The following is a 16,163-nucleotide window of genomic DNA, read 5'->3' as shown; positions in this document are numbered from 1 at the left end:
AACATATGGAAAAATCGTATGACTTAATAGGGCATGTACGGTTTGATAAGGGGGTACCCTTGAGAAAAGTTACCCGATTATATTAAGATTAACTTTTATAAATCTGAGCATCCGAATGGCTGCTCTCCTTTCAATCTTTTATTCTAGAAAGACCCCTTCACAAAGGAGTTTCCAATCAATCATTTCATTTTTCTATGGTTACAATACTCTCTGCCATCTCTGGAAAATCAATAAATGGGTTCCGATTGCCTTGAAGTTCATGGATAGCTAGGTTACGATGCTTTTCATAGATGGATACCGGAAATGTTTGATGCCATTTTAGCAATAATGAGACATTCTCTAGTTCTTTTTTTATTGTGTTTGGATAGCGAATTAGGAAATAGAGTGTTGCTCTGGCAACGATTCCTTTGCCGTATTCTGGTTCGAATTTACTTTCTTCAGCCTTGCCGCAGCCATCTTTGATTCCTAGAATCCATCCTTCAGGGACATAATCGTGGAAATCATAGTAAGGATGGTTGCTGCGACTGCTATTGCAGGTGGGTTCGCAGGCAAATAGATGATGCAAGTCTCCTCTCATCGGTTCTTTTTTATCGAACCATGATTGAGGAACTACATGTTCACAGTTTAATAGGTCTTCCGAGAAGCTGCCAATTATCCCTTTTGCCTGCATTTCATGGAGCCGAACGTCCTCCTCTATGACAGAAAGTGGATTCATCCCTTTTCCAGAATAAAGGCTTTTTAATGAACCGTTTTCCTGCAAATCAACCCAAGGGTACACATATCGGTGCGGGCTGTAGTTTAACTGATCTGTATGTGTTTTTTCAAGCAATGTATGAAGGCTGTCTGACAGATTATCATCCGTGAATGAAATGCTTTGGTAATATTGGTCCTTGACTTCCTTATCTTTCTTTTCGTCATAATAGGGTCGATTTTCTTTATATTTTAAAAAGTCTGACTTGGCCGTTTCCCATTCACTGTATAGCAATTCTAGCTTTTCCATTATATTTTCAACTCCTGAGCAGATCTTTTTTGGTTGAACACATCCGATAAGTAGTCCTCTGCTGTTAAGTACAGCAATCCGTTGCCTTCGAGTTTTGGCGAGTTTCCTAGAGGAACCGTTCTCTTTATTAATTGTGCATACAGCTCAGGCTCTGTCAGATTTCGCTCAAAGTTTTTGTTGGCAATCTCTTTAATGAGCGCAAGTGAACCGGATATATGCGGTGCTGCCATCGAAGTTCCGCTTAGTTTTGCATACTTTCCGTTTAAATATGTTGAAAGGATTTCTTCACCAGGAGCTACTAAGTCGACTTCATTATTCGAATTTGAAAATTCAGAAGAACGGCGCTGCAGATTAATGGCTCCAACGCTGATGACTTCGTTGTAGCAGGCAGGATAGGCCAATTCATCTGAAGAATCCTGTCCATCTCCCTCATTTCCAGCAGCGCAAACTACTAGAATTTGCTTAGCGATTGCGTTTTGAATAGCTTGATGCAACTCAGATACATCCTCAGAACCACCGAGGCTCATGGAAATGATATCCGCCTTTTGTTCAACTGCATAGTTAATTCCATTTATGATCCAGTCGTATTGACCTGATCCATTTTTATCAAGCACCTTTAAAATCAGCAAACTTGTTTCAGGTGCAACCCCAACTACACCTGTATCGTTATGGACAGCAGCAATTGTGCCAGCCACATGGGTTCCATGGCCATTATAGTCAGTGTATACATCAGGATTTCCATTATCATCACCAGTGAAATTCCGTCCCCCGATAATCCGCTCACTCAAATCAGGATGGGTGACATCGCAGCCTGTGTCCAATATCGCAACCGTGATTCCCTTCCCTTTCGATTTCTCCCAGATTTTTGGAGCCGCAATAAGCTCAATACCTTTTGGCACCTCAGACACCGTTTCGACCACTGCATTCACTTGATACGGAATTAAATGTAATTTTCGCTCCATTTATATACCTCCTGACAGAATTAATTTTCTGTGTATTCTTGGTAGTTACTAATAGTTTAACAATTCAAAATCCATATAAACAGTTACAATAGATGTGTTTTTATCGAACTAATGTTCTTGTTTTCCGTTTGTCCCAGGTTATGAAAATCATGACTGACTTCTTAGATAAACACGTCATCTAGCTGGTTTAGATACAAGTTGGTTTAACCATGAAATAAAAACCAATAACACTGATATTTTTCCAACCTATGAGATTTAAAAACTTGAGGGGCTTTATCGAATTTTAACAGAAAAAGAAAATAGTATTAGTATCTATTAGTCAATCACGCATGACTAATTCTTCAACAATCGGGCGCATTAATTTAATAAAAGGAGAGCACATATTATACATGACTAATATGTGCTCTCTTTTATTTTTTAGGTTTTTTATAATTTAGGTCTTGATAACTTTTAGAGATAAGGTAGTAAATGGAAAGTATTTTTCTTTTATTAATGGAAGTTAACAGTTCATTTACAAATAGGTGAATATTGGATTAATCGACAAATTTTTAAGAATAACTTGATTATAATGACTTTACCTTTGAAGGAAGGGAGTTGGACCCCCATAATCAAATATCTGGGAGGATGACTTATTAAAAAAAAGAGGAAAAGCTTACCTAATCATCAATCTCTTATTAACTGCTCATCATCTAACAGTATGTTACTTACCAATCCTTCGTGAGCAGTTCATATCGATGATCATGCTGTGATCATCTGAATTGAGAGATAAGTTCTTTGGTCAACAAGTTCTAACAAATAGTGAAGCAAGGGATTGTATCAACCCTTGATTAACAAGATGAGAAGGGATCCGTGATCATGATGGAGGTTTTACCCTATCTAGGTATTTATCTCTCGGGTACCCTTGCTATTGTATGGCTGATTGCCATCGCTTTTGATCAATTATTTAAATAAGGAGCAAGGGAATCAAACATTTTTTGTAGAAGATGTTCAGGACCGATAATCAGAAACGGTTGGTCGGAAGGAGGAAAGGAAATGCATGATAATAGTAACATTCTGGAAGAAAAGGAGAGAAGATTAGCCCGATATTTTGAAGCATATACAACAGAGGAAGTGTTGAAAGATGCTCAGGAATACATTCCATCCCTTTGTTCTCATTTAGGTATTATCCGTAAGTTGAACGAAATGAAGTTATCACAACCAGTCATAAACACTCTCATTTATTACGTTCTTGCCACAAACAAACAAAAATTCGTAACTGATAAATTATTGAATTTAGCTAATTTATGCAGAAAATTCAACATAAAGAATGCTCAGGCAGCTATTACATTCTTTAAACAGTACTATTCATATCATACTCTTATAGGTCAAAAGGATAAACTCGTTTCCCTTAAACCGACTCTGTTCGGTGACTGAAGGATGGTGACTTTCCATGAAAAATCATGATATTAGAAGAAAAAAGAAACGTTACTTTTTATAGAATTATTTAAAAATTGGAAGCCTAATAAATCTGGTAAAGGACCTGCCTCCAACCATAAAGCGTCGGCATATCAGAAGGGCCACAAAACATGTCCACTTTCCTTTTCGTTAAATGTTTTTATGCTATTCCAATTAATTGTTTTCTTTTTTATGTACAGCTGCAACTGCCGATTCTATGTGTTGTTCGATGCAAAAAGGAACAGACAGCTAACCTACCTAGATCTTCATGGTATTGAAACTGAAACGTTCGGAATTCCCCTATAGTAGAGCTTCCTCCTTAGATGAGTTTTATTTGTGTGTGTAAACTTATCATACTGAGGGGTTCTTCTTTTTTCAAAGCTGAAAATTAACGCTCTACAGGAATGCTAAACCAGCTAATAGAAGATTCTTGATCTTCAACAATCGGGCGCACTTCTTAAAAAAGAATTGCGTATAATTTATAATCACCTAGTATTAATATTGAGGTGAATTTATCCAATCGTTTCTGGTGAGTATTATGAATAGAAAGACACGTGTTATTTCAATAACAGCTGTTTTCGGTGGAGGAAAGACAACGATAATAAACCAATTGATTAGTAAATTTAATTAATTCTAAAGCTATATATTTTGATGACTTTGTATTTGAGGAGTGTCCAGACGACATCTGTAAATGGGTTGATGAAAATTTCCTTTAATCTGAGTGGAAATGCTTTAACAAACAAAAGGGATTGTGAAGATAAAAAATGGAGTACCGATAAAGAAGGTATTGCGGATAAATCTTCATTAACAATCGGTTGCTTTTCTGGAATATCCGTGCAGCGCGGATGTTCAAGGACAATCTTCAACAATCGGGCGCACTTCTGGAACAATAAGGCGCCCATATTAATTTAATTGAATCTATTAAAAGAGGAAATATCTTATCTTAATTGAATTGTTTAAACGTTAATCGAGGATGAAGGCTAACGACTCTGAGGTTTTTTAAAAGTTTAATCAAAATGTATCCCTAATAAAACATTGGATATAAAATACCAAATGGCTAGCCTTTTTAGAAACAAGCACCAAAATTCAAGCGCATATTTTCACTCACACAGGTAACATTACTATTTGTACGATCCAAACACATCCCTTAGGAGGTTTTCATCATGGGCTTTTTTGATTTATTTAACGAAGAAGGAACTCAAAAGGAAACTCGAAAAAAGGTACGTGAAGTAGATCGCACTGCCGATACAGAATTTGCAGCAGAAGACGTACATCTTGATCTTCGTGCTGAAGAATTGGACATCGACAAACATCGTGTGGAGACTGGTGATGTGACGCTTCATAAGGACATTGTTGAGGAAGAACAATCAGTGAATGTCCCTGTTTTACATGATCAAGTCGTTATTGAACAAAGAGCCGTTGATCACAAACCAACAGATGAACCAATTACAGAAGAAGAAACGGTTCACATTCCAGTAACTGCTGAAAAAATTGATGTAGAAAAGCATACGGTCGTCACTGGTGAAGTCTCTGCTCATAAACGTTCGGTTCAGGAAACAGAACAAGTACGCGACGTACTTCGTAAAGAAGTTGCAGATGTTGAATCGCATGGTAATACAGATATTATCAAAGAGGACTAATTGTGCCTACCTACTTAACTTCTAGTTAAGTAGGTTTCTTTTTTCCATCCTCATATATAAAAAAGAACTTCAGGAGGTCCTATGGGAAAGTATATTACTATTGGTGCGATAATCGGTAGCATAATCGGTTGGGTAACAGGTTTTACAATCGTAACAGGACTCGTTATAGGAGCAATCGTAGGCGGCATTAGAACTTCGAATTCCTCTGAAAGAAGAAGAAATTGAAATAAACAAACACCCTGTGCAAGTAAATAAAGTATTGGATACAAAACGTCAAATAGAAGAAATAAAACAAATAAAGGAAAAGCTAAAAAAAGAAACAGCACAAGTTTACGTTACAGGTGATGATGCGGATGTCATAAAAAAGCAGCCTTCTGTAACAAAGGACTAAACCATTTCCCGCCTTATTCGGGTAGGACAGGTGAAGGCGCTAACCAACTCCTGCTCCTTTTACGTAACCTTCGAGACCACCTTCGCCTCCAGCAATCAACAGCGCTGCATTGATAACACTATTGCAGTCAACTGCATCACAATCGAATGAGGAAGGTCACTCATCAAACACAATCGAATGAACATTCTCATGTTCCAGAGCCTCATCAGCCTACATAAGACCTCAAGATCTTCTGGTTTTTCTCTTTCAAAGAAGTGGTACCGTCTCCCCGATAGGAAGACAAAGATAATTTGTGGTGAAAATTCACTAATATGGATTGATATGGATTGGGTTTTTTCATGACATCTTTATGCATTCGCTGGTGAGATAAACTAGATTGAATTTCCTGTCAGTTACAATTTTATATATATTAATCAGTTTGTACATTTTATTGATAATGAAATTAGTCCATATCAAAACATTGCCAGCATCATCAAATCCATGATAGCAAATATTAGATGATGGAAGGGGAGTTTTTTTGCTTTCCAAATTTAAAAAGAGGAAGTGCTTGAAAATGAATAACTGGATAACCGCGCTTTTGAATACAGGGAGAAGACAAAATATTTTAAAGATGTTTGGCAGGAAAAGAAACAATAGAGGCATGATGTGGGCATCTTTAATAGGTCTTGGAGTTAGTGCAACCGCTTTTGGATTAGGGAGGAATCGAAACAGAAATATGCTGCGTCCTGTTCAAAATGTAATGAATAATATTCGAACTCGAACAGCTGGCCAAATGCCAAACGCTGCTGCTATAACAGAGTTTTCAAAGGAATTAGTACCTTACAAAAATCCTTTAAAAAACAAATGAATTTCAGTTCACATAAAAATGCCTACTTCAATGTAGGCATTTTTATGTGTGGAAATTGGAATCAGTAAAAAACCAATCAAGATTTTCTCTGCAAAAAAACAGATTACTGTTACAACAAATAATAATCATACATGTTTTCGACAAAAATATAGCTACTATTAGAATCCTCTTCACTTTTAAGCTGTTGTTTTACAAACTGCTCATACATGTATTTTTTAATTTCAATCGGGCATGCTGTTATCAGGAATTAAACTGATTAAATTTTGAATAGGTGAACGGCCGAATTTTAAAACAAAACTGCTTTCTGCACTATCATATGATAAATCAAAATCTGTATAGAAAAGGGGGAGAATTATATGTCTGAGCATCCAATTCAAGGGCTAATGACAACTGCTATGGAAAATCTGAAAGAAATGATTGATGTCAACACTATTATAGGAGACCCTGTTGAAACCCCTGATGGCAGTGTGATATTAACTGTTTCTAAGGTTGGTTTTGGATTTGCAGCAGGTGGAAGCGAATTTATGCTTGATGGAGATTCGAGTGGCAGTGGTCAAGGGCAATCAAGGGAACAACCTTTCGGTGGAGGAAGCGGAGGAGGTGTTTCCATTACCCCAATTGCCTTCTTAATTGTGAATTCCAATGAGGTGAAAATGGTTCATCTTGATGGAAGCACGCATTTATATGAAAAGATACTCGATCTTTCTTCTCAAGCAGGAGATAAGATTCAGCAGATGTTCAATAAGAACGGCAACGCCAATAGTAGTCAGAACCAAAAGAATCAAAGCTCCAATCCGCAAGACTATAATGGACCAAAGCAGGATTTAGATCTGTAAACGAAAGAAGTTAACTTTTACTCTGAGAAGGTTTAACATTTTTTATCCTATCAGAAATTATAACTTTCTGAAGTTAGACAGTTCTCTAGGGTCCTGTGATAGGGCAGGGAGATCATTAGCTAATCCGTCAAGAAGTTAATGAACACAACCTCCTGCTTGGCTCCCTTATGCTTGTCGCACCTAACCACGGCGCTATATATACTTATTTAGAAATGACTGTTTTTAATTTTTGCTATTTCCAAAAGGTGTTCAATACCCTTTTCGACACTACTCTGATCGTTCGGAAATATTTATATGTAATTTACATAACAAATTATGCCTTAAGTTGATAGCTATAGGCTTTCTGTTCTTTATAAATAGTTTTTATATTGTGTTAAAAAGATTGAAAATCGCGTTTATTTTCGGTTTTAAAGCGAATATTAACCAAAACACCTTAATTTTCTAAAAAAAATTGAGGTGTTTTAGTGCTGAAAATGCAACTTTTAGATTTACCCAATGTACTCATTTTTTATTTAAGAAAATCAATGATGTTAAAATTCGCTTAAAGAAAAATACAAGAGATTCGTAATGAGTGGAAACAATTAATTAGATATCGTAGTCCTCAATAGGACATTTTGGTCATGAGAATATAAGGAACTAGAAGGGGTTGGTCAACTAGTATCGGACCTTGTTTTAAACTTTTTTCGTGGATGGTAGATGAAGAACGAAATCGAATCAAGACAGCTTAACGTGAAGGCATCGAGATTGTGAAACAAAAGGAATATATAAAGGCGGCAAGAAGAAATATCGCGCAGCTGCAAAGGGCAAGAAGAAAATCGTTTATGATGGAGTAGTTCATATATCTAATAAAACAGGAATAATTCCAGTTGCAATTTCTTTGGACAATGTTACGTTTCATCTTCAAGACCATTAGATTTTTCAGGGAATCCCCAAGGTGCGGTAACACGATTACAGAGGGCAATACCATTATACAGTACTTTAAGACATCCACATCTTATACATTTGGTTGATCACTGCCATAAGGAATGTGGGTATGCAGCTGTATTTGAATGGTTTGAAGGGGAGTGTCTACATTCACATTGGTCTTTTCCACCTCCAGCAAAATACCATCACCCTGAATCACCATTCTATCGGTTTAGACATTTGCCCATTAAAAAACGGTTGGAGTCCTTGGATGCCATTTTCTCGTTTCATGATTTCGTCGTTCTATAGTGAATATTGAAAAGATAATAAGTTTGCGGTTCTAGTCAATCTGGCGATTTAGCCGGGGTTATAAATTGTATCTCTATACACATAGCAAGTGATTATTTGCAAATGGGAAAGCTATATTGGCTTGATTATAGCATCAAGCAAACGCAATGAAGTTGGTATAAAAAACCTAAAAAAGTCCTCATTGAGGACTCTTTCCTATTTAAGTGATTTGTGTTAGTCGTCTTGCCTATCTTTATCGTTCATATCTTCTGGGTCTTCTATTGGATCCTCTGGATCTGATTCGGCATCTTCTTCATCATCCTTGTTGATAGTGTCATTTTCATCAACACCCGGAACACCTTCTGTATCATTATTTTGTTCTTCCTCTGGAGGTGCAGGATCCTGATCCTGATTATCTCCAACATTACATCCCGCTAATATTAAAGCAGAGAAAAAAACACTTGTAAGCAAGTGGAACCATTTTTTATTCATGGTAATACACCTTCCTTAATTTATTTTTAATTGTAAATCTTTACTTAAACTTCCCAATGTGAAAGATAATATGTGTTATATCTTTTGGAGATAAAGTGAATTTTTGTAATCCGTGTTAGAGCCAATACTTCAAGCGTATAGTAGTTGAGCATTCTTCTTCAACTCTCTCAGTTAGATAAGTATTTCTCACGAATACTCACGTATTCGCATGATTTCATTTCACTTGATAGAATGTGATTGAATGATTAACGTTTTTACAATGTAAAGGCAGGTGGAAATAGAGGATCAGATTAAAATCCTATAATATTCACAAGCTTTTAATAGCGATGTTTATCAAGCAGCTGCTTCTATATGGCATTACAAGCGAAAAGTGTTAGGTTTAACATTACGCTGCGAAATTCGTTCTAATAATTTCCCGTTATTTGTTGATCACATTAGCAGAGAAGCAGCTTACTTTGCTAATCGATTAAAAGACATCAATGAAGGTAAACTAACCCCAAAACCAGAAGCAATTATAGAAGAAAATGTTTTCTTTCTTAAAATCATGGCAGATCATGCTAAGTTTATCGGGCATCTTTTAGATCCTTCTGAACGAAAATTAGTAGATCAGGCGAGAGAGTTTAGTCATGATTTTGATCAATTGGTTTTTCAAGCAGTTGATTTGGATTCTATGCGGCCACAATCAGAAACTAGGCCTATCCTAAGCCAATTCTTAAATCAAAATAGAGTATCAGTAGCCTCGTTAAGGGATTTTAAGAAAACAGCAAGAGAGTTAATAGAAGCATGCCGTATTAAAAGCAATATTCATCCCCTTTTAGCTGATCATACTTTTAGAGAAGCTGAGAGGTTTCTTGAGATCATTGATTTATTTGAAGCGAGTCTAGAATAGACCCAAAATTATACGTTTTTAAAATGGCATTTACTTATTCAATTCAAGGGAATGATGACAGAATAGATCTATGCTTTATTTAACTAAATGGGGGGCTTTAGTGAACTTACAAAAGGACAGTAATTGGTCCTTTTTTTGTTTGTTTTTATAAAAAATATCCCCCTGCTATATTGAAAAAACTCAAAATCTGGGGACCGATGGGGGGAGGTTCGTAGGACTCTCGACGTGCGCGCATGGAGGGGGTGTAGCTAATTTTCGAAAATAGGAGGAAGTTTTATGGATGATTTGGTGAAAAAGCGTGCTACCAAAGTAAAAAAGGAAGTCAGCAGATTAAAAAAGATTTTTGCAAGTTTAGCAATAGATAAAATGAATACTGCACAATCCATGATTCAGAATGCATCATTTATGACTGTGGTGCTGCAGGAATTACAAGATAAAATGGAAACCTTCGTCCAATCAAGGGTGTTAGCCAGAGGGCACGTATAGATGGAGCCATTGCTTTAATAGTGGCTTATACAGTCCTCTAACAATATGGAAGATTACATGAACATGTTCTAATGCTCTTAATTTCAAGGATGACATTAATTTTATTCTACATCTAACGTAGAAGGTTAGTTGTAGATGAGACATTTAAAATCATAAAGAATAAAGGAGTTGGAGAGAGAATCTCCAACTCCTTTCATTAACTTAAACCTAGTAGTTGCTATCATAATCATATGGGTAAAAGTCATCTCTTGGGCGACAACGGCGAACCCACCTACATTCACGAACCCAACGACAACGAGGAGGTCGAGGGGGGTAATAAGGCTGTCCATAAGGCTGTCCATAGGGCTGTTGTTGTCTATTAAAAGTATCAAGGTAAAAAAATTGTTGTAGATCGTTTGGGTTCATTTCAGGTTGGTATTGGTAATTCAATGAAATCTCTCCTTTTAATCGATTCCTAAAATTTTCATTGTTACTTTGTTCTACACAATAACTATATGTTTAAAGAATGAATCGATATGGACTTATACCTAAAAAACGAGCCTGATTTTAGGTATTTAAACTAAAGAAGTTTTAAAACACTGATTTTTCTTCAATTATTTTTCTCAAAGTCAGCATTTAAAGGAGGTGAGAAATTGAGAAAAGAAAAGCGGTCAATTTGGGATAGGTTGTTTGGTTAGCCTCCTTCAAGTCCGATTCCGGGTGAGACAACCTTTCAAATGATGTCCGGATATACTCCGGTATTCTCGAGATTGGGAGACGATCCTTATACTTCTGTTGTAGTAAGAAGTGCAATTCATGCTATTGCAACAAATGCGGCCAAGCTCCAACCGAAACATATTAGGAAAACAAGCGCAGGTATTGTCCCAGTGAATGGAAATATTTCTAAGCTACTTAGCTTACGGCCGAATGAATTTATAGCAGCCTTTGATTTTTACTACAAGATTGTCACTCAGCTGATGATTCACAATAATGCTTTTGTCTTCTTGAAGTATGATGACCGCAGCCAGCTTGAAGCTCTTTATCCTGTTGAGTGCAGTCATTTGGAATTGGTTGAATTACAACGTCAGCTATTTGTTAAATTCCAGTTTCCTAATGGCCGAAAAATCACGGCACCGTATGAAGATTACATAAATCTCCGCAGATTTTTTGCTCATTCTGATTTATTCGGAGAGTCAAATGCAGATGCTTTAATGCCAACATTGCAGCTGGTGAAGACTGCAGATGAAGGGATAATCAATACTGTTAAATCATCGGCCTTTTTACGGGGCCTTTTAAAGTTCACAGGTATGTTAAAAGAATCCGATATTCGGTTAAATCGCGATAAATTTGTTGCGGATTATATGGACGTTACGAACAATGGTGGGATTGCTGCCCTTGACAGCAAAGCTGAATATCAAGAATCGAAAAACGATCCTAAAATGGTGGACAGCAAGCAATTAAAAGTCATCCAAGATAAAGTTTATCGCTATTTCAATATAAACAAGGCTATTGTGACAAGTGATTATAACGAAAATCAGTGGAACGCTTTCTATGAATCTGTATTAGAGCCGATTTCAATTCAAATGTCTCAAGAGTTTACAGAGAAAATATTCACCCGTGAAGAACAAGGGACAGGAAATGAGATCATCTTTGAGGCCAATCGCTTTGCCTATGCTTTTAATACAACAAAGATATCGCTCCTTTACCTCATTTGATTCTGAGATTGAAGACCTAATTGCAGCCGCCCGGCACGACCCTAGCTCTGTCGGGTGTTTCGCGTGAAATAGCAAATGCAGAAACCAATGTTGACCCACTGATTAAAAGGGCAATTGTCACTTATTGCAAAGCTAATTTTGGCTATGACAATCCAGACGCGGACCGATTTACAGCTTCTTTTAATATGTTCAAGTCGCATTTAAGTCTGGCAGGTGATTATACAAATGTCCCGGTGGAGTGCTTCCATTGGGCGTGTCACTCATATTTGAGCCTTTATCATCTGTCGCATACTTTACCTATGTATATAAAGAACTTCCGTCTTCTCCGGGAATACCAGGAACACCTTAATTACAGAATTAAAAACTGAAGTGAAAAATCTTGAAAGTCGAGTGCATATTTTAGAGAGAACCACTGACAAGCATGTAGTTTTACAACGATAAGGAGGAAAAGAAGATGATAAAAGATACATTCACTTAACTAGGAGGGTTCCTAACGGCAGTCCTTTTCTTTTTTGGTACAGTGGGAATTCATTTGAGTGGTTTACTGAAGCAAGTATCAATGCCTTTGTGTTTGTTGCAGCTGCATTTGTAGCACTTGTCGTAAACCTATATGCTGTTTGGAAAAACACATTTGTCAGCAAGAAAGCACGAATACAGAAAAAAGGACTCCAAGCACAAAATTTAATGAAAAAATAAGCTGCCTCCGGGCGGCTATTTTATTTGGGGAGGAAAACCATGTCCATTTCTAAAAATGTATCTTATTGAACGCAGGTTTATCAAGAAAGGGAAAGAACGTTCAGGTCAAAAATTAGTAATTTTTTGAGAAAATCTGAGCGTTTGTCCAAACAATCGCAACTTTTCCACATAATGTATTAGTAGCTTATTTAGGGAGGAGGAATTTTAAATGGGTGATTTTCAAGGTGGTAGTTTCAAAAAAGACAAAAATTTTGAGTTAATCGTTGTCCTATTTATTTTGTTAATTATTGTAGGCGCTTCTTTCATGAAAGATTGCTACTAAAAACTGTTAAGCCGACACAATACAGTTTTAGTTTAATTACAAAGAATTCTTTCTATTCATCTGTGTTTTGGCGTTTGCACTACACAAATGGGGTATACCGCCAGATATCTCATTTTTTAGGCTGCTGATAAAATATCGGCAGCTATTTTCTATACCTTATGCAATATAGGACGTTTAAGTTAAAAGGCGTTGTAAAATACCGTAATTTGACCCAATAAGGAATTGGAGAAGGGCTTTATGATTAAAATCTAATAGTACTAGCATGGTCAATAAGAATCTTTTGTTGTTTAAAATTAAATTTCTTTTGTAGTTTAGGTAACATCCCAATATAAGCATCTTCAACAATTTTAATATAATTATCTTTCCTTGAATAAAATCCCCATTGTATAAACATCCAATGAATTCCTAGTGTTGTATCTACCCTTATAAAAAGGGCATCCAACTCAATGTTTGTTTTTTAATCGTGATACAAAACTTTAAATACCCTATCATTCACTTCATTTCATCATTCATTTCGAATACATAGGTCATGTTCATTTTCACAGTATCAGCTCCTTTCCTAAATATAAAATATAGGAAAGAGGAGAATCTGCAAAAACGACAAAATCGTATTTTGTAGATAAAAATTAGTTGGAAAAGGTCATTTTCCTAGGGGGTATATCTGATTTCTACTCCCAATTAAAGATTATTTCCTGTAAAAGTACATTTTCAACCTTTTGTTAACATGATGTGCAAGTGCATATATTCGACAGTGAAGACTTTGCCGTTAAAGAGATAAGTGAATCGGTATGGAAGAAAGGTGAAAAGATAAAATTGGAACTAAAAAATCGTTCCTTCTATTTACCGAAAGAAAAAGGTATGTACGTGATTGAGGTAGAACTTCTTACGGATAGAGGAAGTGCTCAATATGTAGGGAATGTCGCTATTAAGTGATAGGAAAACATACAAGAGATATACTTTTCTCTTTCGACAAACGGGGGCGATTGTAGCGCATTGGCATTTACATAAAAAAACAAGCCTACGATCCTTTTTATGCAAGGGAGTAGGCTTTCTTTATCTTTATTTTTGCATGAATAACAGATATAAAGGATTGGAGACGACAGTTACCTGGGAAAAAGAAATGATTTTTGATCTATCGTTTTTAACATGGAACATCATTCAAGGTGCAAACTATTTTTGTCTTCTCATCCATTGTGTTGCAACCCATTTTTCTCCAGTAATAACTGGTGCTCCACCATGTAAAGTTAGTTCGTTTACGTTTTTATCGTTATAGAAATATTCGAAATACACCGCCATCCCTTTTTGAGGGGATACTGAAAAATTTAGTTTTGGAAAAAAAGTTTCTCCTCCATGCTCCACATCATTTAAGTACATGATGATTGTGCTAATTCTATTATTTTTTGTTACTTTACTTGTAGGTGTAAAAAAATCAAAATGAGCTTTATACTCTTGACCAGGAGTATATTTAAGAATTTGAATACCATCCCCATGTTCAATGGGTATATTCATAATAGATGATATTCTTTTTTCAATTTTGGTAATGATGTCATTTTCATTTTCTTGAAAAAACATACTGCTACTTGTTCTTATCTCATTTACTTCGTGTGTAACTCCAATTTTAGAACGATGCATTTTATCTTTTGACAATCTAATTAGTTCGTCACATTCTTCGTCACTCAAAACATTTCCTAAAATTACTATTAGTGGTTCTTCTAATCTAGCAATTATATTAATTTCTCTATCTTCTGTTTTGATTTTATTTCCAATGTGATTAAAAATAGTTCGTTCTTTACTAATTGTTTTTTTACTATCCATTGTCAACTTTCATCGACCCCTTAAAAGATTTAATTTTCTGAATTATTAATTCGTTTTGTTTCTGTAAGCGGTTATCTATGATAATTATATCATGAACCTCCCGAAATATAACTGTTCCTTATTCAGCTAACAATTGCGTTAGTTAAAGGAACATGTATCAAGATATGATGTTTCAGGTCGACAGCCATATGGAGATCAGTGGCTCGCTTCAAACGAAGTGCTACATCAAGGGTTATGATCATTTTATGGAACTAGCAACGGATACTGGCAGCACGTTTTGGGCAACAAAACAGCTGGGTGATGGTGAAGGGTTCTTTATTGGAAGTACAGTAATTTTTAGTTGGTCAAACCGATAAAGAAGCATGTTGTAACTTATTTCTAAAATAAGTTACAACATGCTTTTATTTATAGGAATTTCATATTAATATAGTTGGAAATTTTGGTTTTGAATCAGTATTATACGTTCGTTTTTCTCTCTTCCAAAAAGCACTCTGAGTGCTTTTTGGAAGAGGTTAAACTAAGCCTGCATAGCTTTGCGGGAAACTCATAATGAGAACTTTTAGCTAGATGTATGCCCCATCTTTAGCCACCGCAATCATCAATAATCAGTCTTCTTTCTCTGAATCTTTGTGAAAATAGTGGACTTTTTGGATAGCCCTTTCTATTTATATTCTTATAAAGAGTGACTATTCGATTGGATAAAGAACTGGGATTGTTCATAGTTATAAGTGACTTTTGAAAAGTCGAAAGGCTGACCATTGGTTAAATGAAAAATGGTTTCATTGTATAATGCAGGTGCTCCTTTTTCTAAGCATAAATGCTTTGCTTCTTCCACCTTCAGCTTTCCTACTTGAAGGTACACATCCGAAAAGCCGATCTTTAATCCTAAGCCTTCCCGAATATAATCAAAGATGGATTCAGAGACAATCTCTTTATTCAAATAGGTAATGATGGATTTATTATAATAGGATTCTTCTAGACACAAAGTTTGCCCGTTAATATACCGAACTCTTTTTACATAATAGACATCGTCATCGAGTTCAATATTTAAATTATTTGCCGCTTCTTTTGTTGGTTTCTTCACTTCTAATTCAATGACTTTTGAAGTTATATTAAAATCCTCAAGATCCTTTTTAAATCCTTGATTAGAAAGCAGACTAATATATCCTTTTCTCTTATGCCTTCTCACAAAAATTCCGCTGCCTCTGACTTGAAAGACAACGCCTTTTTTCTCCAACAGATCTAACGATTTCGTAATCGTACTCTTACTTACTTCAAAACGGGTCATTAATGCTTCTAATACAGGCAGTTTATCGCCTTGTTGAAGCGCATTCGCTTCAATATCCTTTTCAATTTCCGCTGCTATTTGCTGGTACTTTAACATATACAATCCTCATTCATTCGCTTATTTCAATCTTTATGAGCATTATAGCATAAATTAAATCAAAGCTTATCCAATTAAATTAAC

15 protein-coding genes and 3 pseudogenes are annotated in these 16,163 nt (G+C 35.9%); 13 read left to right on the top strand and 5 right to left on the bottom strand.

Translation table 11 applies throughout. The annotated features are described in order from the left end of the window. Positions 1-184: 184 nt before the first annotated feature. Both QFZ72_RS16405 and QFZ72_RS16400 read right to left on the bottom strand, forming a co-directional pair. Positions 185-1,000: an endonuclease I family protein gene (locus QFZ72_RS16405; protein ID WP_307435204.1), complete on the bottom strand. Its 816-nt coding sequence runs from the start codon at positions 998-1,000 to the stop codon at positions 185-187. Further along, positions 1,000-1,962, bottom strand: coding sequence for a S8 family peptidase (locus QFZ72_RS16400; protein WP_307435201.1), 963 nt, complete (start codon positions 1,960-1,962; stop codon positions 1,000-1,002). Before QFZ72_RS16400 ends, QFZ72_RS16405 begins: the two co-directional genes overlap by 1 nt. Positions 1,963-2,994: 1,032 nt before the next feature. Here QFZ72_RS16400 and QFZ72_RS16395 point away from each other — a divergent pair. The 7 genes and pseudogenes from QFZ72_RS16395 to ytfJ all read left to right on the top strand — a co-directional run bounded on the left by QFZ72_RS16395 (position 2,995) and on the right by ytfJ (position 7,110). Continuing rightward, positions 2,995-3,375, top strand: a complete 381-nt coding sequence (locus QFZ72_RS16395) for a replication initiation and membrane attachment family protein (RefSeq protein ID WP_307435198.1) — start codon at positions 2,995-2,997, stop codon at positions 3,373-3,375. Between the two features lie 559 nt (positions 3,376-3,934). Further along, positions 3,935-4,100 (top strand): annotated as a pseudogene (locus tag QFZ72_RS29790) (nucleoside/nucleotide kinase family protein); the annotation flags it as partial. Between the two features lie 459 nt (positions 4,101-4,559). Beyond that, positions 4,560-5,036, top strand: coding sequence for a YsnF/AvaK domain-containing protein (locus QFZ72_RS16390; RefSeq protein ID WP_307435195.1), 477 nt, complete (start codon positions 4,560-4,562; stop codon positions 5,034-5,036). An 81-nt stretch (positions 5,037-5,117) separates the two neighbouring features. Beyond that, the gene (locus tag QFZ72_RS16385) at positions 5,118-5,261 is read left to right on the top strand and encodes a hypothetical protein (protein WP_307435191.1); all 144 of its coding nucleotides are present in this window, start codon (positions 5,118-5,120) and stop codon (positions 5,259-5,261) included. A gap of 16 nt (positions 5,262-5,277) precedes the next feature. Beyond that, complete coding sequence (locus tag QFZ72_RS16380) at positions 5,278-5,427, top strand: hypothetical protein (protein ID WP_307435190.1); 150 nt, start codon at positions 5,278-5,280, stop codon at positions 5,425-5,427. Between the two features lie 553 nt (positions 5,428-5,980). Then, positions 5,981-6,274, top strand: coding sequence for a hypothetical protein (locus QFZ72_RS16375; protein ID WP_307439812.1), 294 nt, complete (start codon positions 5,981-5,983; stop codon positions 6,272-6,274). Positions 6,275-6,630: 356 nt separating this feature from the next. Beyond that, positions 6,631-7,110 (top strand): GerW family sporulation protein, encoded by a 480-nt coding sequence (gene ytfJ, locus QFZ72_RS16370; RefSeq protein ID WP_307435188.1) that lies wholly within the window; start codon positions 6,631-6,633, stop codon positions 7,108-7,110. 1,425 nt (positions 7,111-8,535) lie between these two features. Here ytfJ and QFZ72_RS16365 read toward each other — a convergent pair. Further along, positions 8,536-8,793, bottom strand: coding sequence for a hypothetical protein (locus QFZ72_RS16365; RefSeq protein WP_252200981.1), 258 nt, complete (start codon positions 8,791-8,793; stop codon positions 8,536-8,538). A 310-nt stretch (positions 8,794-9,103) separates the two neighbouring features. On the opposite strand from QFZ72_RS16365, the pseudogene QFZ72_RS16360 reads away from it, so the two are divergent. The 5 genes and pseudogenes from QFZ72_RS16360 to QFZ72_RS16340 form a co-directional block, all read left to right on the top strand. Continuing rightward, a pseudogene (locus tag QFZ72_RS16360) lies at positions 9,104-9,682 on the top strand (DUF2935 domain-containing protein); the annotation flags it as partial. Positions 9,683-9,958: 276 nt separating this feature from the next. After that, positions 9,959-10,168, top strand: coding sequence for a hypothetical protein (locus QFZ72_RS16355; RefSeq protein WP_307435184.1), 210 nt, complete (start codon positions 9,959-9,961; stop codon positions 10,166-10,168). A 749-nt stretch (positions 10,169-10,917) separates the two neighbouring features. Beyond that, positions 10,918-11,862, top strand: a complete 945-nt coding sequence (locus tag QFZ72_RS16350) for a phage portal protein (protein WP_307435183.1) — start codon at positions 10,918-10,920, stop codon at positions 11,860-11,862. Next, positions 11,819-12,083: pseudogene (locus QFZ72_RS16345) on the top strand (phage head-tail connector protein); the annotation flags it as partial. The gene QFZ72_RS16350 and the pseudogene QFZ72_RS16345, both read left to right, overlap by 44 nt. A 683-nt stretch (positions 12,084-12,766) precedes the next feature. After that, positions 12,767-12,880: a YjcZ family sporulation protein gene (locus QFZ72_RS16340; RefSeq protein WP_307435182.1), complete on the top strand. Its 114-nt coding sequence runs from the start codon at positions 12,767-12,769 to the stop codon at positions 12,878-12,880. Positions 12,881-14,050: 1,170 nt separating this feature from the next. On the opposite strand, the gene QFZ72_RS16335 is transcribed toward QFZ72_RS16340, so the two are convergent. Beyond that, a complete protein-coding gene (locus tag QFZ72_RS16335; protein WP_307439811.1) occupies positions 14,051-14,695 on the bottom strand; it encodes a 2OG-Fe(II) oxygenase in 645 nt (214 codons plus the stop codon). A 164-nt stretch (positions 14,696-14,859) separates the two neighbouring features. Here QFZ72_RS16335 and QFZ72_RS16330 point away from each other — a divergent pair, with 164 nt between their 5' ends. Then, entirely contained in the window at positions 14,860-15,051 is a 192-nt protein-coding gene (locus tag QFZ72_RS16330) for a hypothetical protein (RefSeq protein WP_307435181.1), read from the top strand. 317 nt (positions 15,052-15,368) lie between these two features. On the opposite strand, the gene QFZ72_RS16325 is transcribed toward QFZ72_RS16330, so the two are convergent. Then, positions 15,369-16,079: a GntR family transcriptional regulator gene (locus tag QFZ72_RS16325; RefSeq protein WP_307435180.1), complete on the bottom strand. Its 711-nt coding sequence runs from the start codon at positions 16,077-16,079 to the stop codon at positions 15,369-15,371. Positions 16,080-16,163 lie beyond the last annotated feature (84 nt).

The organism is Bacillus sp. V2I10 (assembly GCF_030817055.1).
Lineage (GTDB): Bacteria > Bacillota > Bacilli > Bacillales > Bacillaceae > Bacillus_P.
This window is presented reverse-complemented; position numbering and strand designations above follow the sequence as displayed.